Raw genomic sequence first — 25367 nt, 5'->3', positions numbered from 1 at the left:
CTCGTTTCGTGAGTTTAGGTAACGTTAAACACAACATCAGTAATTGGCTCAGGCAGCCTGCGCCAGAGGCACTGTTTGATCGCCAATTGGTGTGGATTGCGTTGGGGTTGATGTTGACGGGATTGATCATGGTAACGTCGGCCTCTTTTCCTATCAGCTCACGACTGACTGATCAGCCTTTCCATTTTATGTTCCGTCACGCCACTTTTCTTGTGCTTGCGTTGATCACATCAGCAGTGATTCTCCAAGTGCCTTTGGAAGAATGGTTCAAGCGCAGTCACTATTTGCTTTGGCTCTCTTTTACGTTGCTTATCATCGTGTTGCTAGCGGGTAAGTCTGTAAATGGTGCCTCTCGATGGATCCCTCTGGGGCTGTTTAACCTGCAGCCTGCCGAGGTCGCGAAGCTGGCCCTGTTTATCTTTATGTCTGGCTATTTAGTCCGAAAACAAGACGAAGTGCGTCAAACCTTCTTTGGCGGCTTTATGAAGCCAATCATGGTGTTTGCATTTTTTGCCGTACTATTGCTGGGACAGCCAGACTTGGGAACGGTTGTGGTAATGCTGGTGACCTTATTCGGCATGTTGTTTATTGCGGGCGCAAAGTTAACCCAGTTTCTCGCACTGATGGTCGCTGGTATCGGCGCCGTCGTCGGTTTGATTCTGGTCGAGCCTTACCGTATGCGACGTGTAACCTCCTTTCTTGACCCTTGGGAAGATCCATTCGGCAGTGGCTATCAGCTGACTCAATCATTGATGGCGTTTGGTCGTGGTGAATGGTTTGGCCAAGGGCTGGGTAACTCCATTCAGAAGCTCGAATACCTACCAGAAGCGCACACTGACTTCGTGTTTGCCGTATTGGCCGAAGAACTTGGTTTTGTTGGCGTCGTGCTGGTGCTGATGTTGATATTTAGTCTGGTACTGAAAGCCGTTTACATAGGTAAACGTGCTTTTGAAGATGGCGAAATCTTTGGTGGTTACCTCGCGTTCGGTATTGGCATTTGGTTCGCGTTCCAGACACTGGTTAACGTCGGCGCTGCCGCAGGTATCGTACCAACCAAAGGTTTGACCCTTCCGCTAATCAGTTATGGTGGTTCCAGTCTGATTATTATGTCCGTTGCAGTATCCATATTGCTGCGTATCGATCACGAATGCCGCTTGAAACGCGAGCAACAACAATCAGAACAACAAACTAATGAAGAAAACTAAACGTTTGATGGTGATGGCTGGTGGTACTGGCGGTCACGTATTTCCGGGGCTTGCCGTTGCTAAGCAATTGCAGGAACAAGGTTGGGAGATTCGCTGGTTAGGTACGGCGGATCGAATGGAAGCGGATTTGGTACCAAAACATGGTATTGAAATCGACTTCATCAAAGTGAAAGGTTTGCGTGGTCAGGGCGTTAAGCGTCTTCTGGCGGCGCCATTCCAAATTATCAATGCCATTATGCAAGCGCGTACTCACATGAAACAGTGGAAACCGGATGCGGTTTTGGGCATGGGTGGTTACGTGAGTGGGCCTGGTGGCGTTGCGGCTTGGTTAAGTGGTATTCCGGTTGTGCTGCATGAGCAAAATGCCGTTGCAGGTTTGACTAACCAATGGCTGTCTAAGATCGCTAAAAAAGTATTTCAGGCTTTTCCTGGTGCTTTCCCAAAAGCTGAGGTTGTCGGTAATCCTGTACGTGAAGATGTGACTCAACTGGCTGAACCAGCGCTGCGTATGCAAGGTCGCCAGGGTCCGATTCGGATTTTGGTAATGGGGGGTAGCCAAGGCGCTCGTATTCTTAACCAAACGTTACCTGAGGTTATGGCTAACTTAGGTGAAGACTACTGTATTCGTCATCAAGCGGGTAAAGGATCAGCACAAGAGGTGCAAGCCGCCTATCAGAAACACAATGTGGTTAATACCGAAGTGACCGAATTTATTGATGATGTGGCGGAAGCGTATGCATGGGCAGACCTGTTAGTATGTCGCTCAGGCGCTTTGACGGTATCTGAAGTTTCTGCTGCTGGTGTCGGCGCTATTTTCGTACCGTTTATGCACAAAGACCGTCAACAGGCACTCAATGCGGATCATTTAGTCGAATGCGGAGCGGCGAAAATGATTGAACAACCAGTGTTTACAGTTGAATCACTCACTGAGCAAATCCAGCAGTTAGATCGCAAAACTTTACTAGAGATGGCTCAGCATGCACGTGGCGCCGCTAAACTGGACGCCGACAAAACTGTTGCACAAGCCATCGTCGCTTTGACTGAAAAGCGTTAATGAATTATCGAGAATAGAAACAGATGACTATTGAACATACACAAGACTTAGCTCAGATTCGCGCCATGGTTCCAGAAATGCGTCGCGTGAAATCAATCCACTTCATCGGTATTGGTGGTGCGGGGATGAGCGGCATTGCTGAGGTGCTCCTAAACGAAGGTTATCAAATTACCGGTTCTGATCTTGCAAAGAATGCGGTAACTGAACGATTAGCCGCTAAAGGCGCAACCATCTATATTGGGCATCAGGCAAGCAATGTTGAGCAAGCAAGTGTGGTTGTTGTTTCTACAGCTATCAACGAAGAAAACCCAGAAGTGATGGCGGCTCGTGAGTTACGTATTCCCATTGTTCGTCGCGCAGAGATGCTGGCCGAGTTGATGCGTTTTCGTCATGGCATTGCTGTGGCTGGTACGCATGGCAAAACAACAACCACGGCACTTGTGACGCAAATTTATTCAGAAGCGGGTCTAGATCCAACGTTTGTTAACGGTGGCTTGGTAAAAAGTGCGGGGACCAACGCACGTCTTGGCTCTAGCCGTATTCTTATTGCAGAAGCGGATGAAAGCGATGCGTCATTCCTGCACCTTCAGCCAATGGTGAGCATTGTTACCAACATCGAAGCCGATCATATGGATACTTACGGTGGTGACTTTGAAACCCTGAAGCAAACCTTTATCGACTTCCTGCATAATCTTCCATTTTATGGTCAAGCGATTGTTTGTATTGATGATCCTGTCGTTCGCGAGTTAATTCCGCGTATTAGCCGTCAGGTGATTACCTATGGTTTCTCTGAAGATGCGGACGTACGCATCGAGAATTACCGTCAAGAAGGCCAGCAAGGTAAATTTACAGTGGTTCGTAAAGGCAGAGCCGATCTTGATATCACTCTGAATATCCCGGGTCGTCATAATGCACTCAACGCATCAGCTGCAATCGCAGTTGCAACGGAAGATGACATTGAAGATGACGCGATCCTGAAAGCAATGGCGGGAACGCAAGGTACGGGACGTCGCTTTGATCACCTTGGTGAATTTGATACGGGCAACGGCCATGCGATGCTGGTGGACGATTACGGTCACCACCCAACGGAAGTCGGCGTAACGATCAATGCAGCGCGCAGCGGTTGGCAAGACAAGCGCTTGGTAATGATTTTCCAACCGCACCGCTACAGCCGAACCCGTGATTTGTATGATGATTTTGCTAACGTACTTGAGCAGGTCGACGTGCTGATTATGTTGGACGTTTATTCTGCAGGTGAAAAGCCTATTGCAGGTGCAGATGGACGCGCATTATGCCGCACAATTCGCAGTAGAGGTAAGCTAGATCCAATTTTTGTTCCAGAAATCGAGCAATTACCGTCAGTTTTGGCTAACGTTATACAAGACGGAGACCTAATTTTAACTCAGGGTGCTGGTGATGTTGGTAAAGTAGCTAAACAGCTGGCAGCTCTTGAGCTAAATGTTAATAAAATGATGGGATAAGCTGAAATTCGTTGTGAGCTTTAAGATAAAGACCTAGATCTCGATTTTGCGCCAACAACGTTGTGATTTATTGTTATCAGTGTTTGATAGTTTATTAGAGCTCAGTATAATCTCAAGGTTAAAGTCATTGCTTTTGTTAGTGTGTTATTAACATGAGCAAGGTAGACGACAAAGGTCAGGAAACGAAGACGTTGTTGAATATTGCACTAAATGAAGAGCGACTGAACACGGATAATAATCGTGGTCGCAAAAATAAAATCTTAGGTGCGCTATTTTTTGTCGTAGTTTTGACTTTAATTAGTTCTGTTTTGTACTCGGCGATCAGTTGGATGTGGGATGACCAAAGACTTCCTCTATCCAAAATAGTGCTCCAAGGAGAGTTGGAGTATATCAAAGCTGATGATGTTCAAACTGCATTCAGCAGAATTGACCACATTGGTACGTTTATGTCACAAGACATCGATGTATTACAGCAAAGTGTTGAAGCCTTGCCATGGGTTGCTCATGCAGCAATTCGAAAGCAATGGCCAGATACAGTAAAAGTTTTTTTGACAGAGCATCATCCTGAAGCCATTTGGAATGGCAACGAGTTGTTAGATAAAAACGGCTTGGTATTCGACGGGGATGTTGGTCTGGTAAAGGAAGATAAAGTTAAGCTGTATGGACCTAAAGATAGCGGCCCTGAGGTTTTACAAACCTACCGTGATTTGAGTCCTAAGTTTCAGCAACTAGGTTTAGCGATATCGTCTCTGGTATTAAATGAGCGACGAGCTTGGCAAATCATCCTTGAAAACGGTATTCGATTAGAGCTCGGTAAAGAGTCTCTTCTTGAGCGTATAGAGCGTTTTTTCTCACTCTATAACAAGCTTGGTAGTGACACGCAAAGAATCAGTTATATCGATCTCAGGTACGATACAGGAGCTGCAGTCGGTTGGTTTCCTGAAGAAGAGTTAGAAGAGAGTACAGATGACTAAGGCCGCAGACGACAACATTATTGTTGGTCTTGATATAGGCACTGCAACCGTATCAGCTCTAGTGGGCGAAATTTTACCAGATGGCCAAATTAATATAATTGGTGCGGGTAGTAGCCCTTCGCGCGGCATGGACAAAGGTGGCGTGAATGACTTGGAGTCGGTTGTAAAATCAGTACAACGCGCAATTGATCAAGCTGAGTTAATGGCCGAGTGCCAAATCAGCCGAGTATTCATTTCGTTGTCTGGTAAGCATATCGCAAGCCGAATCGAAAAAGGTATGGGTACGATATCTGATGAGGAAGTTTCTCAAGAGGATATGGACAGAGCTATCCATACTGCAAAATCAATTAAAATCGGTGATGAACAGCGAATCCTCCATGTGATTCCACAAGAGTTTACCATCGACTACCAGGAAGGGATTAAAAACCCGCTTGGTCTCTCTGGGGTAAGAATGGAAGTGAGTGTCCATCTTATCACCTGCCATAATGACATGGCGCGCAATATCATTAAGGCGGTAGAACGTTGCGGCCTTAAGGTAGAGCAACTGGTATTTTCTGGGCTTGCTGCAAGTAATGCAGTAATTACCGAGGATGAAAGAGAGCTTGGAGTTTGTGTGGTCGATATTGGCGCAGGCACGATGGATGTTGCAATCTGGACGGGTGGTGCGCTACGTCACACAGAAGTATTTTCGTACGCGGGAAATGCGGTAACAAGCGATATTGCTTTTGCTTTTGGTACGCCAGTAAGCGATGCTGAAGAAATAAAAGTAAAATATGGCTGTGCTTTAAGTGAACTGGTCAGTAAGGATGACACGGTTAACGTTCCAAGCGTAGGTGGGCGACCTTCACGTAGTCTGCAACGTCAAACATTGTCAGAAGTGATTGAGCCACGCTACTCTGAGCTTATGGGACTGGTTAACCAAACGATCGATACCGTTCAGGCAAAATTACGCGCAGAGGGCATTAAGCACCATCTGGCAGCCGGTGTAGTACTGACTGGCGGCGCTGCGCAAATGGACGGGGTCGTCGAATGTGCGGAACGCGTATTCCGCAACCAAGTAAGGGTCGGCAAACCGCTCGAAGTCAGCGGCTTAACTGACTATGTAAAAGAGCCGTACCATTCTACGGCAGTTGGATTACTTCATTACGCAAGAGACATGCAGTCCAGCGACGATAGCGATTACAATGAACCTAAACGCTCATCTGTTACTGGCTTTTTCGGTAAATTGCGTAACTGGATACAAAAAGAGTTTTAACCTGAGTTGCAGGATAAACGGAGACAACACATGTTTGAACCGATGATGGAAATGTCTGACGATGCAGTAATCAAGGTCGTTGGAGTTGGTGGCGGCGGTGGTAACGCTGTTGAACACATGGTGCGTGAATCCATCGAAGGTGTGGAATTCATCAGCGTTAACACTGATGCGCAAGCACTTCGTAAGACAAGCGTTGGCAATGTTATTCAGATTGGTGGTGATATCACCAAAGGTCTGGGTGCAGGTGCGAATCCACAGGTCGGCCGTGAGGCAGCTCTCGAAGATAGAGACAGAATTAAAGATTCCATAACTGGTGCCGATATGGTTTTTATCGCAGCAGGTATGGGTGGTGGTACAGGTACTGGTGCAGCTCCTGTTATCGCTGAAGTAGCCAAAGAGCTAGGCATTCTTACTGTTGCAGTGGTAACTAAACCATTCAGCTTTGAAGGTAAGAAGCGTTTAGCGTTTGCTGAACAAGGTATCGATGAGCTTTCTAAACACGTTGACTCATTGATTACGATTCCAAACGAAAAGCTACTTAAAGTTCTTGGTCGTGGCGTGACGTTGCTAGAAGCGTTTGCAAGTGCGAATGATGTTCTTAAAAATGCAGTACAAGGTATTGCGGAACTAATTACTCGTCCGGGTATGATCAACGTCGACTTTGCTGACGTACGTACTGTTATGTCTGAAATGGGCCACGCAATGATGGGTAGCGGTATCGCGAAAGGCGAAGACCGCGCTGAAGAAGCGGCTGAAATGGCAATTTCTAGTCCACTTCTTGAAGACATCGATCTAGCTGGTGCACGTGGTGTTCTTGTTAACATTACTGCTGGCTTGGATATGCGTCTTGACGAGTTTGAGACAGTGGGTAATACAGTTAAAGCATTTGCTTCTGACAATGCAACTGTGGTTATCGGTACTTCTCTAGACCCAGATATGACGGATGAAATCCGCGTAACTGTTGTAGCGACAGGTATTGGTAACGAGAGAAAACCAGATATCACCCTTGTTGCTGGTGGTAAAGCGAAAGTAGCACCAACTGCACAAGCTCAGCCACAACAACAAGCAATGGCAACTCAAGCTGAAGAGAAGCCGGCACAAACTCTGCAACCTCAAGTGCAAGAGAAGCCACAGGTAACTCCTCAGCCGACAAATACAGCGTCTTCTGCTCCTGCTTCGTCGAGCCAAAGCTCTGCGGCACCAAAGCAAGAGAAAGAGAGCGGTTATTTAGATATTCCGGCATTCTTGCGTCGCCAGGCTGATTAATCTTTAACCCATAAATTTGACATGGTTCAAAATTATGGTAGCATTCACGGTCGACGTTACAGACGACCGTGTTTTGTAGCACACTTTAGAGAGGCAAGCAGATGATCAGACAACGTACTCTGAAAGAAATAGTGAAAACAACTGGTGTGGGTCTCCACTCTGGTCGTAAAGTCACGCTTACTCTGCGCCCGGCTGCTGCAAATACAGGTATCATTTACCGTCGTACAGATGTAAATCCACCTGTAGATTTTCCAGCTGATCCTGCGTCTGTGCGTGACACTATGCTATGTACTGCATTAGTTAACGACGAAGGCGTGCGTATTTCAACAGTTGAGCACTTGAATGCTGCGCTCGCTGGTATGGGTATCGACAACATTGTTGTTGAAGTAGACGCTCCTGAAATTCCAATTATGGATGGTAGCGCAAGCCCATTTGTATACTTGCTTCAACAAGCAGGTATCGAAATGCAAAATGCTCCAAAGCGTTTTATCCGCATTAAAAAACCAGTTCGTTTCGAAGATGGCGATAAGTGGGCAGAGTTTGTTCCATTTAACGGCTTCCGTATGGACTTCGAGATTGAATTTAACCACCCTGCAATTGAGTCTGACGAGCAGCGCCTGTTGTTTGACTTCTCATCTAAAGGGTTTGTTCGCGAGATTTCTCGTGCACGTACGTTTGGTTTTATGCGTGATATTGAATATCTACAGTCTCAGAACTTAGTTTTGGGTGGTAGCTTTGATAACGCTATCGTACTGGATGATTACCGAATTCTTAATGAAGAAGGTCTGCGTTTTGACAATGAGTTCGTTACTCATAAAGTATTGGACGCAATTGGTGACCTTTACATGTGTGGACACCCAATTATTGGTGAGTTCCGTGCATTCAAATCAGGTCACGGTCTAAACAACCAACTTCTACGTGCTGTTCTGGCTGATCAGGAAGCATGGGAATGGACTACATTCGAAGAAGAAGCGGGTTCTCCAGTCGCATTTGCAGAGCCAAATATGGTACTAGCATAAGCTTAAACTGAATTTAAAAAAACCAGGTCTCGACCTGGTTTTTTTCTATCCAAAATTCAAGCTTTTCAACGCATTATTACTTTGACTTATCAGCCATGTCAGCCAGCCTTTTCAGACGCTCTTGAATTTTTGGTGGCGCCATATCCGCAATAATCATTAATGATTTGGCCGCTGACTCAGTTAACGGCGGTCGCTTGGGTCTATCATCTTGTTCGTACCGGTTGCGATAAAGGGATGGATTAATTCGGACATCCACGCTGATCAACTTTGCATAGCCTTGAGTTCGTAGTTTATTGAGGATCATTAGGCGATCGTAGTCGATCTTCATTTTGATGGCAGCGCTAGACACATCGATCAATAGATGACCGTTACGGACATTAGCAACTCGGCAATGATCAGCCGTGCCTTTAGGCAAGATATCCTGTAAGGCTTTGTTGAGCTGCAAGATTTCTCCAGCATGCTCTTGAATCTTCTTAAACTGAGATTCAGCAATAACATCCTCTGTTGAGGTTGGTCGATGATCACGCATAGGTAAAATCTAATTTTGTGGATATACCGCTATTCTAGAGCAGCTTTCTATCTAGGTATAGTTTACATTAGCGTCTTTATTACAATTGGTTTGGACGCCGCATAATGAAAGCAAATTGATAGATTTGGAGAGTTACAATTAAAAATTTGGCTAATCTATCACCACTTTCAATAAAATTTACAGAGTGCTTCAAACAAATAGGTCTATTTATGGTTGTATCGATTAAAAATCCTTACACTAAGCCCCAATGTTTCTAAATTTAGCCTTGAAATATGGATGTTTGGACTCAATATCATTTGTTAAATGATTTATATCAGTATTCTTAGTACCAAACTGGCAGAGACTGAAGGCATTACGAGTAGATCGGGAACGGTCTGATGAAAGAGAGATTCACGAAAAATGATAACTAAGCTACTGACAAAAGTTATTGGCAGTCGCAACGATCGAACACTGCGCCGCCTTAGAAAAATTGTAAAAGAAATTAATAACTACGAGCCGACATTTGAAGCTCTATCTGATGAAGAACTAAAAGCAAAGACTGTTGAATTCCGCGAGCGTCTGGACAAAGGTGAAACTCTCGATCAACTCCTTCCAGAAGCGTTTGCTACCGTTCGTGAAGCGTCTAAGCGTGTTTACGGCATGCGTCACTTCGATGTACAGCTTATTGGTGGTATGGTCCTGAATGCAGGTCAAATCGCGGAAATGCGTACAGGTGAAGGTAAAACTTTAACTGCAACTCTTCCAGCTTACCTAAACGCACTAGCGGGCAAAGGCGTTCATGTTGTAACCGTGAACGATTACTTGGCTAAACGTGACGCAGAGACAAACCGTCCATTATTTGAATTCTTAGGTATGAGCGTTGGCATCAACGTGCCAAACATGCCACCTCAAGAGAAAAAAGAAGCGTACCAAGCTGATATCCTTTACGGAACCAACAACGAGTTTGGCTTTGATTACCTTCGTGACAACATGGCTTTCCGCAATGAAGACCGCGTACAGCGCGAGCGCTTCTTTGCCGTAGTCGATGAGGTTGACTCAATCCTTATCGATGAAGCTCGTACGCCTCTTATCATTTCTGGTCCTGCTGAAGACAGCTCTGAGCTATACACTCGAATCAACTTGCTGATTCCACATCTTGAGAGACAAGATCAAGAAGATTCAGAAGAATACCGTGGTGATGGCCACTACACGTTAGACGAAAAATCGAAACAAGTTTACCTGACTGAAACGGGTCAAGAGTTTGTCGAAGAGCTTCTGGTTAAGAACGGTTTGATGGAAGAGGGCGATACGCTTTACTCTCCAACCAATATCAGCCTACTTCACCACGTGAACGCAGCGCTGCGAGCTCATGTACTATTTGAACGCAATGTTGATTACATCGTTACTGAAGACGGTGAAGTTGTCATCGTTGATGAGCACACTGGTCGTACTATGCCAGGCCGTCGTTGGTCTGAAGGTTTGCACCAAGCTGTAGAAGCGAAAGAAGGCGTTAAGATTCAGAACGAAAACCAAACGCTGGCATCTATTACATTCCAGAACTATTTCCGTCTATACGAGAAATTGTCAGGTATGACAGGTACTGCCGACACCGAAGCGTTTGAGTTCCAGTCTATCTATGGTTTGGAAACGGTTGTTATTCCAACCAACAAACCAATGATTCGTAATGATATGCCGGATGTGGTGTACCGTACAGAAGCTGAAAAGTTTGCCGCAATCATTGAAGATATCAAAGATCGCGTAGCAAAAGGCCAGCCAACACTAGTAGGTACAGTATCGATCGAGAAATCTGAACTGCTATCTAATGCACTTAAGAAAGCTAAGATTAAGCACAACGTACTGAACGCTAAATTCCACGAGAAAGAAGCTGAGATCGTTTCTGAAGCAGGTATGCCGGGCGCTGTGACTATCGCTACAAACATGGCGGGTCGTGGTACCGATATCGTGCTTGGTGGTAGCTGGCAATCTAAAGTTGAAACGTTAGAAAATCCGACTCAAGAGCAAATCGACGCGATTAAAGCGGATTGGAAAGTCGTACACGATAAAGTGCTGGAAGCGGGTGGTCTGCACATCATCGGTACAGAGCGCCACGAATCTCGTCGTATCGATAACCAGCTACGTGGTCGTTCTGGTCGTCAGGGTGATGCAGGTTCTTCACGTTTCTACCTATCAATGGAAGATTCACTGCTGCGCATCTTCACTTCAGACCGCATGGCAAGTTTGATCCAAAGTGGTATGGAAGAAGGCGAAGCGATCGAATCTAAAATGCTTTCTCGCTCGATTGAAAAAGCGCAGCGTAAAGTGGAAGGTCGTAACTTCGATATCCGTAAACAGCTACTTGAATACGATGACGTTGCGAACGATCAGCGTAAAGTCGTTTACGAGCTACGTGATGAGTTGATGAGCGTTGACGATATCAGCGACATGATCGAGCAGAACCGCGAAGACGTGATGACGGCGATCATTGATGAATACATTCCACCGCAATCTCTGGAAGATATGTGGGATGTTGAAGGTCTGCAAGAACGCCTGAAAGCGGACTTCGATCTGGACGCACCAATTAAGCAATGGCTTGAAGAAGATGACAAACTTTACGAAGAAGCTCTTCGTGAAAAGATCATTTCACTGGCTGTTGAAGTCTACAAAGCGAAAGAAGAAGTTGTTGGCGAGCAAGTACTGCGTAACTTCGAAAAATCTGTCATGCTACAGACGTTGGATACGCTTTGGAAAGAACACTTGGCAGCAATGGATCACTTGCGTCAAGGTATCCACTTACGTGGTTACGCACAGAAGAACCCGAAACAAGAGTACAAGCGTGAATCGTTTGAGCTGTTCGAAGGTTTGCTAGATGCGTTGAAATCTGATGTTATCACCGTTCTGTCTCGTGTACGTGTTCAACAACAAGAAGAAGTTGAGCGTATGGAAGAGCAACGTCGTGCGCAAGCAGAAGAAGCGGCGCGCCGTGCACAAGCTCAACATGCAGCTGCAGAAAACCAGCTTGCTGACGGTGAAGAATCTGAAGGCGCACACCAACCGGTCGTTCGTGATGAGCGTAAAGTAGGTCGTAATGAGCCTTGTCCATGTGGCAGTGGTAAAAAGTACAAACAGTGCCACGGAAAAATTGACTAACAGAGTTTAGTCACATATTGATAAAGAGTCGCTTAGGCGGCTCTTTTTTTAAGTAAATTTTATTGCTCCCCATAGTGCCATCTTAATGCAGGGCGGGAAGCAGTTCATTTTTAGGAAACGTTCTCCATGAAAAGAATTCACATCGTTGCGGCGATCATTTTTAACCAAGATAAATCGCAGATCTTCATTACTAAACGTCCTGACGATAAACATAAAGGCGGATTTTGGGAGTTTCCTGGTGGAAAAGTAGAGCCGGAAGAGTCTGTGGAGCAGGCGATGATTCGTGAGCTGGAAGAAGAAGTCGGGATCAACGTGACAGAACAGTCTTTGTTTGAGCACCTTGAGTACGACTATCCAGACAAATCTCTGAAGTTCGATTTTATCTCCGTCACTTCTTTTGAAAATGAACCATACGGTAAAGAAGGTCAGGAAGGGCGCTGGGTTGATATCAAGAGCTTGCCTGAATATGCATTTCCGGAAGCCAATGTGCCAATCCTTGAGCGTGTTGTACAAGAGTTTTCTTCATAGTTTCGACATTAATCATCTTGTGGTTCGCAAGGTATGTTGTTAGTTTAAAAAGATTGAGCGAAACGAGAGAAACGAGTATAGGTCTCGTTATCCAGAGAAGGAGATAAAACGCAATGGTTCGTATTGCAATCGCAGGAGCAGCTGGCCGCATGGGTCGCAACTTGGTTAAGGCTTCACACCATCATCAAGAAGCGTCAGTAACAGCGGGATCTGAGCGTCCGGAATCATCACTCGTCGGTGTCGATATCGGTGAACTATGTGGTGAAGGCAAATTTGATGTCGTTCTAACGGATGATCTTGCTAAAGACGTGGATAACTTTGATGTCATTATCGACTTTACTGCACCAGTAAGCACTTTGGCTAACCTTGAGCTTTGCAAGCAGCATGGCAAAAGCATGGTGATTGGCACCACTGGTTTTAGTGACGAAGAACGTGCACTTATTGATGAGGCAGCAAAGCAAGTTCCTGTGGTAATGGCTCCTAACTACTCTGTTGGTGTTAACCTAGTTTTCAAGCTGCTGGAAAAAGCAGCCAAAGTCATGGGTGACTACTGCGATATCGAGATTGTTGAAGCACATCATCGCCATAAAGTGGATGCACCATCAGGTACTGCCATTGGTATGGGAGAAGCGATTGCAGGTGCGATGGGTAACAATCTTAATGACGTAGCGGTTTATGCTCGTGAAGGCATTACGGGTGAGCGTACTAAAGATGAGATTGGTTTTGCCACTATTCGTGCTGGTGACATTGTTGGTGAACACACGGCGATGTTTGCTGATATTGGCGAGCGCGTTGAAATTACACACAAAGCAACGGATCGCATGACCTTTGCTAACGGTGCGGTGAAGGCTGCGGTTTGGTTGAGTGCTAAACCTGCAGGTTTTTATACCATGACCGATGTACTGGGTTTGAATGAACTCTAATTACATAATTATTCGCCGGCGTAAGCCGGCTTTTTTATATCTCTAGGCATAGATGTAAAATAAATGATTTAATAACGCTACTATTTTCACGTTAGTTTAGTGGTGTTTTTAGCGGTTTTGTTGTCTATGCTGTCTATATGGCTTAAAAAGTATAGTTATTTTTGCTTGGTTAACGTTTGCGTAAAAATCTCATCTGATTTTGTGATCTGTATAAAGTTCAAATTTGTAAAATTCACAAAAAAGTCACCCCTTCCCATATAGAGATGTCTAAAACTTGTTGTTTTGGGGGTTATTCTACCTAAACGTCCTTACTTGCTAGAAAAGCATAATTTATTTTTAATTGCTTGTTGACAGGTTTCCTGTCCGTCTTTAGAATACCGCCAATTTGTCTGAAGTACCTATTTATGTAGATTTTATAGGTAAAGGAAGGCATGTTTGCACTTTGATTTATTTTTTTTGCATTTTTATTCTGGAGGTTGTCTTGGGTAAATTAGCACTGTTAGTCCTAGAAGATGGGACAGTGTTCCGCGGAGTGTCCATTGGGGCAGATGGCGTATCCGTCGGTGAAGTCGTTTTCAATACCTCGATGACGGGGTATCAAGAAATCCTCACTGATCCTTCCTATTCTCAGCAAATCGTTACTCTTACTTATCCTCACATTGGCAATACCGGAACCACTTCCGAAGATGAAGAATCCTCTTCTATTCATGCACAAGGCCTTGTGATTCGCGATCTTCCTCTTATCGCTTCTAACTTCCGTAATGAACAATCTCTTTCTGACTACCTTAAATCTCAAAATATTGTTGGCATCGCTGACATTGATACGCGCAAACTGACTCGTATCTTGCGTGAGAAAGGTGCGCAGAATGGTTGTATTGTTGCAGGTGACAGCTTGGATGAAGCTTTGGCACTGGCGAAAGCAAAAGAATTCCCGGGTCTGAAAGGAATGGATCTTGCGAAAGTTGTGACAACAAAAGAAGCGTACCAGTGGAAGCAAGGCTCGTGGACGCTTGAAGGTGGACTGCCTGAAGCGAAAGATGACAGCGAGTTGCCATACCACGTTGTAGCCTACGACTTTGGCGCAAAGCGAAACATCCTACGCATGTTGGTTGACCGTGGTTGCCGCTTGACGGTTGTACCTGCTGAAACTTCAGCAGAAGAAGTACTGGCTCTTAATCCAGATGGCGTTTTCCTATCAAATGGCCCTGGTGACCCAGAACCATGTACTTACGCGATTGAAGCAACAAAAGTGTTCCTAGAAAAAGGTTTACCTATCTTTGGTATCTGTCTGGGTCACCAAATCCTGGCGCTAGCGTCTGGTGCACAAACTGTGAAAATGAAGTTTGGTCACCACGGTGCGAACCACCCAGTTAAAGATTTAGATCGTAACGTTGTAATGATTACCTCTCAAAACCACGGTTTTGCAGCGGACGAAGCAACGCTACCGGAAAACCTACGTGCAACTCACGTATCTCTATTTGATGGCTCTCTGCAAGGTATCCACCGTACAGATAAGCCAGCATTTAGCTTCCAAGGTCACCCAGAAGCGAGCCCAGGTCCACATGACGCAGCACCGCTTTTTGACCACTTTATCGAACTAATCAAACAACACAGCGCTTAATTCGGAGTAGTAGATAATGCCAAAACGTACTGACATTCAAAGTATTCTAATTCTTGGTGCTGGTCCGATTGTTATCGGTCAGGCATGTGAGTTTGACTACTCTGGCGCACAAGCGTGTAAAGCACTTCGTGAAGAAGGCTACCGAGTTATTCTGGTTAACTCGAACCCTGCGACAATCATGACTGACCCAGAGATGGCTGATGCGACTTACATCGAGCCAATCCAATGGGAAGTGGTACGCAAGATCATCGAAAAAGAGCGTCCAGATGCGGTTCTACCGACAATGGGTGGTCAGACTGCGCTTAACTGTGCTCTAGATCTAGAGAAGCACGGCGTTCTTGAAGAGTTCGGCGTAGAAATGATTGGTGCAACCGCTGACGCGATCGATAAAGCGGAAGACCGTTCTCGTTTCGATAAAGCAATGAAGTCTATCGGCCTTGAGTGTCCTCGTGCAGATACTGCGAAGAGCATGGAAGAAGCTTACAAAGTTTTAGACATGGTTGGCTTCCCTTGTATCATCCGTCCATCATTTACGATGGGTGGTACTGGTGGCGGTATCGCTTACAACAAAGAAGAATTCGAAGAAATCTGTCGTCGTGGTCTGGATCTTTCTCCGACTAACGAACTGCTTATCGATGAATCTCTAATCGGTTGGAAAGAGTACGAAATGGAAGTAGTTCGCGACAAAGCGGACAACTGTATCATCGTATGTTCAATCGAAAACTTCGACCCAATGGGCATCCACACGGGTGACTCAATCACTGTAGCTCCAGCACAAACACTGACTGACAAAGAATACCAGCTAATGCGTAACGCATCGCTAGCAGTTCTGCGTGAAATCGGTGTGGAAACAGGTGGTTCAAACGTACAGTTTGGTATCAACCCGAAAGATGGCCGTATGGTTATCATCGAGATGAACCCACGTGTATCTCGTTCTTCTGCTCTAGCGTCGAAAGCAACGGGTTTCCCAATCGCTAAGATTGCAGCGAAACTGGCTGTTGGCTTTACTCTGGACGAGCTACAAAACGACATCACTGGTGGTGCAACTCCAGCATCATTCGAACCAACTATCGACTACGTAGTAACTAAGATTCCTCGCTTTAACTTCGAGAAATTTGCAGGTGCTAACGACCGTCTGACAACACAGATGAAGTCAGTTGGTGAGGTGATGGCGATTGGTCGTAACCAACAAGAATCTCTTCACAAAGCTCTACGTGGCCTAGAAGTTGGCGCGACTGGCTTTGATGAGATGGTTGATCTAGAAGCGCCAGACGCACTGACTAAGATTCGTCACGAGCTGAAAGAAGCTGGTGCTGAGCGTATCTGGTACATTGCTGACGCATTCCGTGCGGGCATGTCTGTTGATGGTGTTTTCAACCTGACTAACATCGACCGCTGGTTCCTGGTTCAAATTGAAGAACTAGTGAAACTAGAAGAGGAAGTGAAAGCAGGTGGTTACGCTGGCTTGACCAAAGACGTTCTTCGTCAACTTAAGCGCAAAGGCTTCTCTGATGCTCGTCTGTCTAAATTGCTTGGTGTTGCTGAAAGCGAAATTCGTCGCGCTCGCGAACAGTTCGATATTCACCCGGTTTACAAACGTGTGGATACGTGTGCAGCAGAATTCTCTTCTGACACGGCTTACATGTACTCATCTTACGATGAAGAATGTGAAGCAAACCCAACAGACAAAGACAAGATCATGGTTCTTGGCGGCGGTCCAAACCGTATCGGCCAAGGTATCGAATTCGATTACTGTTGTGTACACGCATCACTAGCACTACGCGAAGACGGCTACGAAACCATTATGGTTAACTGTAACCCAGAAACGGTATCTACTGACTACGATACGTCTGACCGTTTGTACTTCGAACCAGTAACGCTGGAAGACGTACTGTCTATCGCTCGCGTTGAAAAGCCAAAAGGTGTGATTGTTCAGTACGGTGGTCAAACGCCACTTAAACTGGCTCGCGCACTAGAAGCTGCAGGCGTGCCAATCATTGGTACTAGCCCTGATGCAATCGACCGTGCAGAAGACCGTGAGCGTTTCCAAGCTGCTGTTGAGCGTCTAGGCCTTCTTCAACCACAAAACGCTACCGTTACAACGATGGAGCAAGCGGTTGAGAAGTCTAAAGAAATCGGCTTCCCATTGGTTGTTCGTCCATCTTACGTACTAGGTGGCCGTGCGATGGAAATCGTATACGACGAGCAAGACTTACGTCGCTACTTCAACGAAGCTGTAAGCGTATCGAACGAGTCTCCAGTTCTACTAGACCGTTTCCTTGATGATGCAACTGAAGTTGATATCGACGCTATCTGTGATGGTGAGCGTGTTGTTATCGGCGGTATCATGGAGCACATCGAGCAAGCAGGTGTTCACTCAGGTGACTCAGCATGTTCACTTCCAGCTTACACGCTAAGCCAGGAAATCCAGGATAAGATGCGTGAGCAAGTTGAGAAGTTAGCATTTGAACTAGGTGTACGCGGTCTGATGAACACGCAGTTTGCAGTGAAAGGCAACGACGTTTACCTAATCGAAGTTAACCCTCGTGCTGCGCGTACGGTACCATTCGTTTCGAAAGCAACAGGCGCACCACTAGCGAAAATCGCTGCACGTGTAATGGCGGGTCAATCTCTAGAGTCGCAAGGCTTTACTAAAGAGATTATTCCTCCTTACTACTCAGTGAAAGAAGTGGTTCTACCGTTCAACAAATTCCCTGGTGTTGACCCACTATTGGGCCCAGAAATGCGCTCAACAGGTGAAGTAATGGGTGTTGGTGCAACGTTTGCAGAAGCTTATGCAAAAGCAGAACTAGGCTGTGGCAGCGTTTACCCTGAAGGTGGCCGTGCGCTACTATCAGTACGTGAAGGCGATAAAGAGCGTGTGGTTGACCTGGCTTCTAAGCTAGTGAAACTAGGCTACCAGTTGGATGCGACACACGGTACAGCTGTAATTCTAGGCGAAGCGGGTATCAACCCTCGTCTAGTAAACAAAGTACACGAAGGTCGTCCTCACATTCTTGACCGTATTAAGAACAACGAATACACCTACATCGTGAACACGGCGGCAGGTCGTCAAGCGATTGAAGATTCGAAAGTTCTACGTCGTGGCGCATTGGCAGAGAAAGTGAACTACACAACAACGCTAAACGCAGCGTTCGCTACGTGTATGTCTCACACAGCTGATGCAAAAGCGTCTGTGACTTCTGTTCAAGAGCTACACGCTAAAGTGAAAGCGAGTCTAGAAGCGTAATAGATAAAAAATCAGTAAGCTCGTTAATGAGAGCTTATATGACAACCTCATTGCCCGCTCATTAGAGCGGGCTTTTTTATTTTTGACGTACGCAATTACAATTGATGAAAGTCTGGAATAGGTTGGTGTCTTGCCTTTCCTTTTGCGCTTAGTCTGATTAATGCTACCGTTGCCTTCCTTTTGGTATCTCATTGACAAGGAAGCATAAGTGGAAATCACGTTTGAGGTTTTAGTCGCACTGTTTGTTGTAGCATCTGCAGCAGGCTTTATTGATGCTATGGCGGGTGGAGGCGGTTTGTTGACACTTCCTGCGTTACTGGCTGCAGGGCTTAGCCCGACTCAGGCGTTGGCAACGAACAAACTGCAAAGCTCATTCGGTAGTTTTTCCGCGAGTTGGTATTTTGTGCGCAATGGCATCGTCAGCCTAAAAGAGATGCGCATTGCTATCTTGTGTACTTTTGTTGGTTCTGCAATTGGCGCTGAGGCGGTGCAATTTGTCGATGCCGGCGTGCTGACCAGCTTAATTCCGGTCCTTCTCATTGCTATTTCACTCTATTTTTTACTTGCGCCAACAACGAAAAAAACAGGCGGCGAACCAAGGATTTCAGAGGCAATGTTTGCGCTTTGTATCGGTGGTGGCGTAGGTTTTTATGACGGATTTTTTGGCCCTGGAACCGGGTCTATCTTTACGGTTTGTTTTGTTGTTCTCGGCCATTTCTCTTTAGTTGATGCTACCGCACGGACCAAGATCCTCAACTTCACTTCTAATATTGCAGCACTGTTGTTTTTTGTACTAGCTGGTCTGCCCGTATGGGAGATAGGCTTAACTATGGCTGTTGGTGGTTTTATTGGTGCTCAACTTGGGGCAAAGGTGGTGGTGACGAAGGGACAAAAGTGGATTCGTCCCCTAGTGATCACCATGTCGATGTTGATGGCACTAAAACTTCTTTGGCAACAACATCAGCAATGGATTCTATCAGTGTTTTAACCCGTTGATTACGATAGGTGTTATGGCGCAGGCAAACGTGAATTGGGCGGATAAGATGCGCTAGCTGTTCGAACTCAAAGCGGTATTTTTCGTCGATTTTGAGTGTGTTGATGATGGACTTTGGAATCAAAGCGGGTGCCATACCCGCTAATGCTAATTGTGCCGCCGCGGTATAGGAGTCCATTTCCATGATGGGTTCAATATTGTACTTAGACAGGATGGCTTGCTGATAAGTATTGGCCGGATTACTCAAATCATTAGTCAGCACTGCTGTTGGTAACGTGGTCAGTGGATGTTTACTAATGATCGAGAAGGGTTCATCGGCGAGGTGAAAGCTCATCAGACCGTGATGAGGGGGTAAATAGCCAGCACAGAACCCAAGCGTTGCTTTGCCTGACTTTACATTTTCTATGATTCTTGGCGTATGGTTGGTGGAGATGCGCAGATAGGGATCGTCTGAAAATCGCTCTTCCATGATCAAACTCAGGTAGCCTGCGACTAATGTTTCAGAGCAATCTAGCTTAATCAGCGACGTATCTTCGAGCACTTGTTGATCGTGGATTTGACCTATTAACTCATTGAAGGTTGGTTCAATGGTAGCAATGAGTGCAAGTGCGTCTGAGGTCAGTTTGATGTGCCTGCCGCTTGGCTCAATAAGCTTTTTCCCGATTTTCTTTTCCAGGTTGGCAATACGTTTACTCACCGCAGACTGGCTAATGTACAACTGACTGCCAGTTCGGCTCATGGTTTTTTCTCTACTCAGAACAAGTAACGTCTCAATGCCTTCTAGTAACATACCAATTGATGAAAATGAGGAATAGTAGAGCTAATTTAACCAAATATAGAACAGTAAGCGAGCATAACAGGACAAATAAAAAGAGCCGATGTTACGACCGGCTCTTCAAAGTGTTCTTGGAGAAGGGGAGTTAACGATTGATGGCGAACGTAGGCAAAGACAAGTGCCAGCGGATCGCACCAAGACGGATTATCAATGTTGAACTTACACAAGCGATCAGCGCTGTTGAGTGGTCATAGCCCATTGCAATCGCGGTTGTATGGAATATCCCTCCAATAATACAGGCTGTTGCATACACTTCACTTCTTAGTACCATCGGCACCTCTCGCGCCAGTACATCACGTATGATGCCACCACCACATCCAGTTATCACGCCCATAATCACAGCGACCATTCCTGAAGCATTATAAGCCAGGGCTTTTTCTACTCCGATACCGACGAAGACAGCAAGACCAATAGCATCGCAAACGGGCAAAACCCACCAAGGAAGGCGCTTGGGACGGCGGACTATCATCATGGTTAATAAACAGGTGATAAAGATAACCCACAGGTAGATCGGGTCAGTGACCCAAAATACAGGTGTGGCACCCAGTGCCATATCTCGGATTGTTCCACCACCAATAGCGGTGACGCTACCGAGCACAATCACGCCGAATGGATCCATCTTTAACCGGCCAGCCAGTAATACACCTGAAATGGCGAATATAGCAGTGCCGAATAAGTCGATCATGTAAAGCAGCATGGAGTCCATGTTACTTGGTACCTTTAAGCAAAGTGATAAAAAATGGGCGCAAATTGTACGGTATTTGCCACGAAAACGTTAGCGTTTTTGGCGTACGCTTTCAAAGTAATCACACACTTCTGTGATGGCGTTAAGTGTTCTCGGTGTCGGACGGTTAATCCAGTCAGCATTCAATGACCAAATATGTCCATCTTTTAAAGCAGGCACTTCATTCTTCCATTCAGACCACATCCCGTCACTACTCATTGCATGACGCGAAGTAAAAATGACGTCTGGTTGGCGAGTGATGATTTGCTCGATGCTGACCTGAGGGTAGGGAGAGCCCGCACTGGAAAATATATTTTCGCCGCCACAAAAGCTAAACACTTCACTCGGCCAGTTTTTTCCTGCGACCGTGATGATTGGTTTTTCACTGAGCTGGTAAAAATAACGGACCTTGTCTTCGGTGTTGTATTTGTCTTGCAAGACTTTCAACTGGGTTCGAAAGTCATCAGCGGCTTTCTGGCCTATTTGTGGATTTTCGCTGTACTGACTCAATTGTTCGATGTTGTTGGCGATGTCCATCAGTGAGCTGGAAGTAGAGTAATAAATGGGTACATCAAACTGAGCGAGCTTTTCCAATTCTTTGGCTGGATTACCTGAAGGCCAGGCAATGACCAAATCCGGACGAAGCGCAATGATACGTTCGAGCTTTATTCCTTGGTAATTAGAGACTTTCTCCAGCTTATTCGCTTGTTCAGGATAATCACTCATTTCGCTCACGGCGATTAATTTGTCTCCTAACCCAGCAGCATAGGCAATCTCGGTTGCGTGTGGAGCTAAGCTAATTACACGTTGCGCTGGCTCGTTAGCCAGTACGATTGATGAAAACAAAATTGAAATTGATACAGCAATTTTAGACATCATAATCCTTGATAAATCAGTCCTAGAAGAAGGCTTTGGATAACAATCCAAGCAAAAATACGCCAAACCAAGAGGGCTTGGATCTGCGCGAGATGTATAGCAGACGGCGCAATACGCCCTCCAATTTTGGCTCGCTCTGATCGTGTTCCCTGATAAATAGCTGGGCCACCCAAAGAGAGCTGTAACTTGTTCCCGACACTACACAGTAACCACGCTGGTCCGGGTAACGGCCAGGATTGTGCTTGTTGGCTTATTCCGCTCATCACAGCAGATAAACTCTTCCCAGATGCGATAAACAGAGCGAACAAGCGCAACGGGATGATTTCAAGTGCAGCGAGAAGTTGAATGGCGGGTTTGCCAAATGGAGAGTATTGTTTTCGGCTTGGTGACCAGGTACGAGCAAGCTCTGCGATAAGTCGGTAAAGGAAAGCACCAATACCACCTGCAAGTGCGTACCAGAACAGAACACAGACAACATTTCGGCCGTAGCCCATAATGATCGTTTCCGCTCCCGCTTTTCCTATCCCTAACAGAGAAAGGCTGTTTGTATCACGGTTGAGGTAAGGTTTTAATCGTTGGCGACATAAAGGTTTGTCCTCATTGGACATAGCGCTGACGAGCTGTTTGGTTAACCTTTCACTACTTCGCCAATCTAACGCGAGCAGCAATAATGCTAACTCGTATAGTGGCGCTTTCCATACCAGAGGCTTTAACGCAATCAATAGCACCAAACAAGGCAATATCATGATGAGAATGGAAAGGCTGCCTGCCAGTATGCTTTGCGAATAGCTATGGTGTCGGTTCACCTTTATGGTCAGCTGCTCTGCTATTTTCCGCCATAAAGTGAAAGGATGAGCGGAGTGAGGGATAGGTAAAACGAGGTGAAACAACAGTGCGCCCCACATGACAAGGAGCGCACCATTGGCGTAAAGTTGCTGAAAAGTTTCTTCCATGAATGGTTCGATTTATTTAACCGACTCGACTTACTTTACTAGCTCTAGCATTTTGAACACCATTTCTGAGGAGCTTTTCGCCGCTAACGGTAAAAACTCTTCGAAGCTCATTGGTGATTCTTTGTCTGCTACGTCTGAAATGGCACGTACCACCACAAATGGCGTATTGAACTGGTGGCAAGTCTGAGCAATTGCTGATGCTTCCATCTCTACTGCGATCACTGATGGGAAGTGCTCGCGGATAAATGCTTGACGCTCAGCGGTGCAAACGAAAGCATCACCAGTACAAATAAGGCCGCGTACCGCGTGTTTGTTTTCCATCTTAGCTAATGCTTTTTCTGCCAGCTCCATCAGCTTTTCATCTGCTTTGAATGCCGCAGGTTGGCCAGCCATTTGGCCTATTTCGTAGCCGAATGCTGTTACGTCTGCATCGTGGTGACGAACTTCAGTTGAGATGACCACATCACCCAGGTTCAGGCTGGAGTCGAAACCACCAGCAGAGCCCGTGTTGATTACAACGTCAGGTTGGTATTCATCAAGTAAGATGGTCGTGCCCACAGCAGCGGCTACTTTACCGATGCCCGATTGCAGAAGTACTACATCTACACCGTTAATTTGACCAGAGAAATACGTACAGCCTGCTTTGTTAACCGTCTGGCAGTTTGTCATTGCTTCTTTCAGGATGGTCACTTCTTGTTCCATCGCGCCGATGATACCAACTTTCATAACACTCTCTTTGGGTAATAAAATATTCATTCGGGCGAGAGTATAACACTCACCAGAGTCAGTTTTCTATTTGATGAGCCCTGCGTCAAAGAGTTCCGCGCGTAATTGTTTTGCTCGCTTTCTATTGACGCCAAAATCGGAGTATCCAATACGCGATTCAGAGCGAACGATGAGCTTATCGTCACTGATTTTCAGCTCAAGATCATCAACAAAGCGCATGATTTTGGAAGTACATTCAATACGCAGATAATCACCTTCTTTGACCGCCGTTTTTGCCCCCGGCAGTTTGAGAGCCGCTTGCTCAATCGCATCGAGTGTGGCGGACTCTGTCAGCAGGAAGGGTTCAAGGTAGTGCTCTTCACGAGAATCTTGGGTTGATACGCAATTTGGCTTATTACCACATGGTGTTTGAGAGCGATCGGTCATGGTTGGTACTCCTTGGCTGCACGCGGTTAAGCTGAAAAGAACGATAGAAAGGAGAGCGAATTTTTTCATGGTATTGATTCCTTGTGGTAGGAATTTAGTCGTTCAAATTTTTTGTCATGTAATTATATGTAATAAAAGAAAAAAGGACCCAATAATCGGGTCCTTTTGAGAGATTTAACGTGTTGAACGTTAGACGTCCAGGTAGTCGAGGATACCTTCGGCTGCTTTTCGACCTTCGTCAATCGCGGTTACCACTAAGTCTGAGCCGCGTACCGCATCGCCACCAGCAAAGATTTTTTCGTTACTGGTTTGGTACTGAAACTCTTGCTTCAGAGGCGCTTTAATTCGGCCCCACTGGTCAAGATCAACATTGAAAGGTGTTAACCAATCCATTTGATGCGGTTGGAAACCAAATGCCATGATCACAGCGTCAGCAGCTAAAACATGCTCACTACCTTCAACAGGCTCAGGACGACGTCGGCCTGCTTCATCTGGTTCACCAAGTGCTGTTTTCACCACTTTCACGCCAGTTACATTACCCGATGCGTTGACTTCTAATCCCAGAGGTTGAAGGTTGAACATGAATTTCACGCCTTCTTCTTTGGCATTTTTGACTTCTCGACGTGAGCCCGGCATGTTGGCTTCGTCACGACGATACGCACAGATTACGTTTGATGCACCCTGACGAATAGAAGTACGTACACAGTCCATTGCGGTATCACCACCACCGAGTACCACGACTTTTTTACCGGCCATATCGATATAAGGCTGGCTATTTTTCAGGTTCATCACTTTATAGGTGTTGGAAATCAAAAATGGCAGAGCGTCATAAACACCCGGTGCATCTTCATTTTCCAAACCGGCACGCATGTTTTTGTAGGTACCTACACCCAGGAAGACTGCATCGTAATCATCGATAAGTTCTTGCATCTGCACGTCTTTACCGACTTCTACGTTCATGCGGAACTCGACGCCCATCTCAGTGAAAACGCGGCGGCGATTTTCCATCACCCCTTTTTCGAGTTTGAAAGAAGGGATACCGAAGGTCAGCAGACCGCCAATCTCTGGATAACGGTCAAACACCACAGGCTTTACACCGTTACGGACTAAAATATCGGCAGCCGCCAAACCCGCTGGTCCAGCACCGATGATGGCGACTTTTTTGTCGGTCCATTCGACCTTAGACATATCCGGCTTCCAGCCCATTTCAAAGGCTTTGTCGGTGATGTACTTTTCGATGTTACCGATGGTTACCGCACCAAAGTCATCATTCAGTGTACAGGACCCTTCACACAAGCGGTCTTGTGGACAAACACGTCCACACACTTCTGGCAAACTATTGGTTTGATGTGACAGCTCTGCCGCTTCCAGAATACGTCCTTCGTTGGCCAGTTTTAGCCATTGAGGAATGTAGTTGTGTACCGGACATTTCCATTCACAGTATGGGTTACCGCAATCCAGGCAACGGTCAGCTTGTGCCGTTGCCTGCTGTTTAGTAAACGGTTCGTAGATTTCGACAAACTCAATCTTACGAATTTTAATTGGCTTTTTCGCCGGATCTACGCGTTGAACATCGATAAATTGATAAACGTTCTGGCTCAT

General features: G+C 45.9%; 21 protein-coding genes. 13 read left to right on the top strand and 8 right to left on the bottom strand.

Going from position 1 to position 25367, the window contains the following annotated elements:
* Positions 1-8: 8 nt before the first annotated feature.
* The 7 genes from ftsW to lpxC all read left to right on the top strand — a co-directional run bounded on the left by ftsW (position 9) and on the right by lpxC (position 8254).
* Positions 9-1205 carry a cell division protein FtsW gene (ftsW, locus tag V1U08_RS10830; RefSeq protein ID WP_014230801.1) on the top strand — a complete coding sequence of 399 codons (1197 nt, stop codon included), beginning with the start codon at positions 9-11 and terminating at the stop codon, positions 1203-1205.
* Positions 1192-2259 (top strand): undecaprenyldiphospho-muramoylpentapeptide beta-N-acetylglucosaminyltransferase, encoded by a 1068-nt coding sequence (murG, locus tag V1U08_RS10825; RefSeq protein ID WP_330470582.1) that lies wholly within the window; start codon positions 1192-1194, stop codon positions 2257-2259. The genes ftsW and murG overlap by 14 nt, the downstream gene beginning before the upstream one ends.
* Before the next feature lie 23 nt (positions 2260-2282).
* Positions 2283-3740 (top strand): UDP-N-acetylmuramate--L-alanine ligase, encoded by a 1458-nt coding sequence (murC, locus tag V1U08_RS10820; RefSeq protein WP_065296343.1) that lies wholly within the window; start codon positions 2283-2285, stop codon positions 3738-3740.
* Between the two features lie 191 nt (positions 3741-3931).
* Entirely contained in the window at positions 3932-4714 is a 783-nt protein-coding gene (locus tag V1U08_RS10815; RefSeq protein WP_024372778.1) for a cell division protein FtsQ/DivIB, read from the top strand.
* Positions 4707-5969 carry a cell division protein FtsA gene (ftsA, locus tag V1U08_RS10810; RefSeq protein ID WP_014230805.1) on the top strand — a complete coding sequence of 421 codons (1263 nt, stop codon included), beginning with the start codon at positions 4707-4709 and terminating at the stop codon, positions 5967-5969. Before V1U08_RS10815 ends, ftsA begins: the two co-directional genes overlap by 8 nt.
* Before the next feature lie 30 nt (positions 5970-5999).
* Positions 6000-7235 carry a cell division protein FtsZ gene (gene ftsZ / locus V1U08_RS10805; protein ID WP_014230806.1) on the top strand — a complete coding sequence of 412 codons (1236 nt, stop codon included), beginning with the start codon at positions 6000-6002 and terminating at the stop codon, positions 7233-7235.
* A gap of 101 nt (positions 7236-7336) precedes the next feature.
* Positions 7337-8254, top strand: a complete 918-nt coding sequence (gene lpxC / locus V1U08_RS10800) for a UDP-3-O-acyl-N-acetylglucosamine deacetylase (RefSeq protein WP_014230807.1) — start codon at positions 7337-7339, stop codon at positions 8252-8254.
* 76 nt (positions 8255-8330) lie between these two features.
* Here lpxC and V1U08_RS10795 read toward each other — a convergent pair whose 3' ends face one another.
* On the bottom strand, positions 8331-8783 hold the full coding sequence (locus V1U08_RS10795) for a DUF721 domain-containing protein (protein ID WP_014230808.1): 453 nt from the start codon (positions 8781-8783) through the stop codon (positions 8331-8333).
* A gap of 399 nt (positions 8784-9182) precedes the next feature.
* On the opposite strand from V1U08_RS10795, the gene secA reads away from it, so the two are divergent.
* The 6 genes from secA to V1U08_RS10765 all read left to right on the top strand — a co-directional run bounded on the left by secA (position 9183) and on the right by V1U08_RS10765 (position 19219).
* Positions 9183-11909 (top strand): preprotein translocase subunit SecA, encoded by a 2727-nt coding sequence (gene secA / locus V1U08_RS10790; protein ID WP_330470581.1) that lies wholly within the window; start codon positions 9183-9185, stop codon positions 11907-11909.
* Between the two features lie 126 nt (positions 11910-12035).
* Entirely contained in the window at positions 12036-12437 is a 402-nt protein-coding gene (mutT, locus tag V1U08_RS10785; RefSeq protein ID WP_014230810.1) for an 8-oxo-dGTP diphosphatase MutT, read from the top strand.
* Positions 12438-12550: 113 nt separating this feature from the next.
* Entirely contained in the window at positions 12551-13360 is an 810-nt protein-coding gene (gene dapB, locus V1U08_RS10780; protein WP_020335893.1) for a 4-hydroxy-tetrahydrodipicolinate reductase, read from the top strand.
* 481 nt (positions 13361-13841) lie between these two features.
* Entirely contained in the window at positions 13842-14981 is a 1140-nt protein-coding gene (gene carA, locus V1U08_RS10775; protein ID WP_014230812.1) for a glutamine-hydrolyzing carbamoyl-phosphate synthase small subunit, read from the top strand.
* A 16-nt stretch (positions 14982-14997) separates the two neighbouring features.
* Positions 14998-18231, top strand: coding sequence for a carbamoyl-phosphate synthase large subunit (gene carB, locus V1U08_RS10770; protein WP_014230813.1), 3234 nt, complete (start codon positions 14998-15000; stop codon positions 18229-18231).
* A 208-nt stretch (positions 18232-18439) separates the two neighbouring features.
* Positions 18440-19219 carry a TSUP family transporter gene (locus V1U08_RS10765; RefSeq protein ID WP_014230814.1) on the top strand — a complete coding sequence of 260 codons (780 nt, stop codon included), beginning with the start codon at positions 18440-18442 and terminating at the stop codon, positions 19217-19219.
* On the opposite strand, the gene V1U08_RS10760 is transcribed toward V1U08_RS10765, so the two are convergent.
* The 7 genes from V1U08_RS10760 to V1U08_RS10730 all read right to left on the bottom strand — a co-directional run bounded on the left by V1U08_RS10760 (position 19146) and on the right by V1U08_RS10730 (position 25367).
* Positions 19146-20015 (bottom strand): LysR family transcriptional regulator, encoded by an 870-nt coding sequence (locus tag V1U08_RS10760; protein WP_014230815.1) that lies wholly within the window; start codon positions 20013-20015, stop codon positions 19146-19148. The two genes, V1U08_RS10765 and V1U08_RS10760, sit on opposite strands and share 74 nt — an antisense overlap.
* 130 nt (positions 20016-20145) lie before the next feature.
* A complete protein-coding gene (locus V1U08_RS10755) occupies positions 20146-20766 on the bottom strand; it encodes a TRIC cation channel family protein (RefSeq protein ID WP_330470580.1) in 621 nt (206 codons plus the stop codon).
* A 69-nt stretch (positions 20767-20835) separates the two neighbouring features.
* Positions 20836-21660: a vitamin B12 ABC transporter substrate-binding protein BtuF gene (gene btuF, locus V1U08_RS10750; RefSeq protein WP_330470579.1), complete on the bottom strand. Its 825-nt coding sequence runs from the start codon at positions 21658-21660 to the stop codon at positions 20836-20838.
* Complete coding sequence (locus V1U08_RS10745) at positions 21660-22613, bottom strand: cobalamin biosynthesis family protein (RefSeq protein WP_330470578.1); 954 nt, start codon at positions 22611-22613, stop codon at positions 21660-21662. Before V1U08_RS10745 ends, btuF begins: the two co-directional genes overlap by 1 nt.
* A 30-nt stretch (positions 22614-22643) precedes the next feature.
* The gene (gene mtnN / locus V1U08_RS10740; protein ID WP_014230819.1) at positions 22644-23339 is read right to left on the bottom strand and encodes a 5'-methylthioadenosine/S-adenosylhomocysteine nucleosidase; all 696 of its coding nucleotides are present in this window, start codon (positions 23337-23339) and stop codon (positions 22644-22646) included.
* Between the two features lie 66 nt (positions 23340-23405).
* Complete coding sequence (locus V1U08_RS10735) at positions 23406-23834, bottom strand: DUF1499 domain-containing protein (protein ID WP_330470577.1); 429 nt, start codon at positions 23832-23834, stop codon at positions 23406-23408.
* A 120-nt stretch (positions 23835-23954) separates the two neighbouring features.
* A complete protein-coding gene (locus V1U08_RS10730; RefSeq protein WP_014230821.1) occupies positions 23955-25367 on the bottom strand; it encodes an FAD-dependent oxidoreductase in 1413 nt (470 codons plus the stop codon).

The organism is Vibrio sp. YYF0003 (assembly GCF_036350715.1).
In the GTDB taxonomy this organism is placed as follows: domain Bacteria; phylum Pseudomonadota; class Gammaproteobacteria; order Enterobacterales; family Vibrionaceae; genus Vibrio; species Vibrio natriegens.
Note: the sequence above shows the minus strand (reverse complement) of the source record. Positions and strands in the feature narration are given on the sequence as shown.

Coding starts and splice junctions, on each gene's coding strand:
- V1U08_RS10730 (WP_014230821.1), bottom strand. CDS start 25,367: ATGAGCCAGAACGTTTATCAATTTATCGATGTTCAACGCGTAGATCCG.
- btuF (WP_330470579.1), bottom strand. CDS start 21,660: ATGTCTAAAATTGCTGTATCAATTTCAATTTTGTTTTCATCAATCGTA.
- carB (WP_014230813.1), top strand. CDS start 14,998: ATGCCAAAACGTACTGACATTCAAAGTATTCTAATTCTTGGTGCTGGT.
- ftsZ (WP_014230806.1), top strand. CDS start 6,000: ATGTTTGAACCGATGATGGAAATGTCTGACGATGCAGTAATCAAGGTC.
- secA (WP_330470581.1), top strand. CDS start 9,183: ATGATAACTAAGCTACTGACAAAAGTTATTGGCAGTCGCAACGATCGA.
- V1U08_RS10745 (WP_330470578.1), bottom strand. CDS start 22,613: ATGGAAGAAACTTTTCAGCAACTTTACGCCAATGGTGCGCTCCTTGTC.
- mutT (WP_014230810.1), top strand. CDS start 12,036: ATGAAAAGAATTCACATCGTTGCGGCGATCATTTTTAACCAAGATAAA.
- ftsA (WP_014230805.1), top strand. CDS start 4,707: ATGACTAAGGCCGCAGACGACAACATTATTGTTGGTCTTGATATAGGC.
- dapB (WP_020335893.1), top strand. CDS start 12,551: ATGGTTCGTATTGCAATCGCAGGAGCAGCTGGCCGCATGGGTCGCAAC.
- murG (WP_330470582.1), top strand. CDS start 1,192: ATGAAGAAAACTAAACGTTTGATGGTGATGGCTGGTGGTACTGGCGGT.
- V1U08_RS10760 (WP_014230815.1), bottom strand. CDS start 20,015: ATGTTACTAGAAGGCATTGAGACGTTACTTGTTCTGAGTAGAGAAAAA.
- lpxC (WP_014230807.1), top strand. CDS start 7,337: ATGATCAGACAACGTACTCTGAAAGAAATAGTGAAAACAACTGGTGTG.
- mtnN (WP_014230819.1), bottom strand. CDS start 23,339: ATGAAAGTTGGTATCATCGGCGCGATGGAACAAGAAGTGACCATCCTG.
- murC (WP_065296343.1), top strand. CDS start 2,283: ATGACTATTGAACATACACAAGACTTAGCTCAGATTCGCGCCATGGTT.
- V1U08_RS10755 (WP_330470580.1), bottom strand. CDS start 20,766: ATGGACTCCATGCTGCTTTACATGATCGACTTATTCGGCACTGCTATA.
- V1U08_RS10735 (WP_330470577.1), bottom strand. CDS start 23,834: ATGAAAAAATTCGCTCTCCTTTCTATCGTTCTTTTCAGCTTAACCGCG.
- V1U08_RS10795 (WP_014230808.1), bottom strand. CDS start 8,783: ATGCGTGATCATCGACCAACCTCAACAGAGGATGTTATTGCTGAATCT.